Origin of the sequence: Streptomyces atriruber (assembly GCF_001418325.1) — a bacterium.
Lineage (GTDB): Bacteria > Actinomycetota > Actinomycetes > Streptomycetales > Streptomycetaceae > Streptomyces > Streptomyces atriruber.
The window spans coordinates 1-2,308 of sequence record NZ_LIPN01000424.1 but is presented as its reverse complement, the minus strand read 5'-3'; the positions used below and the strand labels follow the sequence as shown (position 1 = coordinate 2,308).

Below are 2,308 nucleotides of genomic sequence, written 5' to 3'. Positions count from 1 at the left end.
CCGAGCGCGGTGCGCAGGCACGGGCGGCCCAGCCGCTGCCCGCCGAGGCCGCGCCCGGCGACCCCAATTCGACGCAGGGGCGCGCGATCAGCGTGCGCACGCTCGGGCAGGGCGTGCCGTTCGGCCAGCAGATCTCCGAGCAGCAGGCCGGTGCGCAGGGCGGCACCGCCGTACCGGGTCAGGGCCGACAGCAGCAGCAACAACCGCCGCGGAACGCCCGGATCCCCCAGTCGCCGCAGCCTCCGCAGGCACCGTCGGCTCCACAGCCCGGGGAGGCCGGTCCGCAGCAGCAGGCGACATCGGCTGCCGGGGCCCCTGCGGCCCCCGCGACTCCCACGGCGGGCCCGATGCCGACGCCGGAGGGCTCCGCCGCCGCGCAGGCGCAGCCGCAACCGCAGGCCCAGTCCCAGTCCCAGTCCCAGTCCCAGACGCTCGGTGGCTCCGGGCGTCGGCGCAGGCTGTCCACGCCGCCCGACCCCGCGGCCGACGAGCGTCCCGAGACCTCGGCGCGCCCGCATCCGCAGCCCCAGCCGCACACTCCGGCGCACCCCCAGTCCCGCATCGCGTCGGTCACCGAGGGCGCGGGCCGTTCGTACGCGATCGGCGCGCCGGACGAGGACGCCGACGAGGGCCCGGAGCCGCTCGACGGGCCCGGCGGCGCCGTGGAGGTCGCGAACCGGCCGCAGCCCCAGCCGATGGACGACGAACTGCCGCCCGAGCCGCTGGACAACCCGCGCCGTCTCCTGGTGTGGCCCGCGCCGGACGTCACCACGCAGCAGGCGCTCAGCGACCGCGGCTACCGGCCGGTGATCGTGCACTCGCGCGAGGAGGTCGACGCGCAGATCGCGGCGTTCCCCGCGGCGCTGTTCGTGGACCCGCTGACCGGGCCGATCACGCGTACGGCGCTGCAGTCGCTGCGCCAGGCGGCCGTGGCGGCGGAGGTGCCCGTGCTCGTGACGGCGGGGCTCGGCCAGGCGACGCGCGAGGCGGCGTACGGCGCCGATCCCGCCGTACTCCTGAAGGCCCTGGCGCCGCGCGACAGCGAGCAGCACCCTTCGCGCGTCCTGCTCATCGAGGAGCACGAGGAGATCGCGCTCGCCCTGACGGCCACGCTGGAGCGGCGCGGCATGCAGGTCGCGCGGGCCGAGAGCGACGCCGACGCGGTGACGCTCGCGGCGCAGATGCGGCCGAACCTCGTGGTGATGGACCTGCTGCAGGTACGCCGCCGCAGGGCCGGGATCGTCGACTGGCTGCGCGCGAACGGCCAGTTGAACCGCACGCCGCTGGTCGTCTACACCGCGGCCGTCGACGAGACGGAGCTGCCGAAGCTCGCCGCGGGCGAGACCGTCCTGTTCCTGGCGGAGCGCTCCACCAGTGGAGAGGTGCAGGGCCGGATCGTGGACCTGCTGGCGAAGATCGGCACGAACTAGGACCTGCCGGGTCGGCGAAGATCGGCACCGACTAGGGCCAGTCGGGGGGCGCCTCAGGCCGTGATGCGCCGGACCGCCGCCTTGATGGAGGCGCGCAGCCGCTCGCGGTCGGCGTCCTGGTCGCCGACGAGGATCCGCCGCATCTGCGGCACGGCCGTGGACCAGCCGGCCAGCGCGACCACCATGAAGAGCAGATGGGGCGCGGGGATCTCGTCGCTGATGACGCCGCGGGCCTGCGCGTCGGCGAGCACAGCGACCTTGCGGTCGTAGTGGTCGCGGCGCTCCCGCTCGTCGGGGAGCTCGTCCGTGCCGTACTCGATGCCCTCCCAGAACAGCAGGCGCAGCAGCTCGGGATGGGCGGCGTGGTAGTCCATCAGCCGGTCCATCCAGCCGTCCATGTCGTCCGCGTCGACCGGATTGGCGACGGCCATCTCCAGCATGCGCTTCTCCAGGACCTGGGTGAACAGCTCCGCCTTGTTGCCGAAATAGGCGTAGATGAGCTGCTTGTTGGCCTTCGCCTCGCTCGCGATGCGGTCGATGCGGGCGCCCGCGATGCCGTACCGGGCGAACTCGGCGACCGCCGCCTCGAAGATCCGCGCCTTGGTGGCCTCGGGGTCTCTGACTGCCATGGGCCCAGGGTAGGCGAACCCGTTCGGGTAACCAACTGGTTGGTTGCTTGACAGGGCGACCCGGACGGGCGCAGACTTTTTCCAACCAACCAGTTGGTTGCCTCGATGTCGACCGCGCCGACCGGATGGCCTTGGCTTCACCAGTACGCCGAAGGAGTCCCCTGCCCATGCCCTCATCCAAGACGGCAGCACCCACGACGCCCGTGCCCGCCGGACCGGCGGCCGGGACCGCCACCCCCCGCCCCGTCC

2 protein-coding genes are annotated in these 2,308 nt (G+C 73.8%); one reads left to right on the top strand and one right to left on the bottom strand.

Annotation, left to right across the window (positions count from 1 at the left end; translation table 11 throughout):
• Nucleotides 1-1,430 (top strand): response regulator (locus tag AOK03_RS34565; RefSeq protein WP_055569340.1); only part of this gene is annotated, 1,430 nt, incomplete at its 5' end.
• A gap of 53 nt (nt 1,431-1,483) precedes the next feature.
• Here AOK03_RS34565 and AOK03_RS34560 read toward each other — a convergent pair.
• On the bottom strand, nt 1,484-2,059 hold the full coding sequence (locus AOK03_RS34560; protein ID WP_055569339.1) for a TetR/AcrR family transcriptional regulator: 576 nt from the start codon (nt 2,057-2,059) through the stop codon (nt 1,484-1,486).
• Between the last annotated feature and the right edge of the window lie 249 nt (nt 2,060-2,308).

What these genes read in the sequence shown, in the direction of transcription:
- AOK03_RS34560 (WP_055569339.1), bottom strand. Translation starts at nt 2,059, where the DNA reads ATGGCAGTCAGAGACCCCGAGGCCACCAAGGCGCGGATCTTCGAGGCG.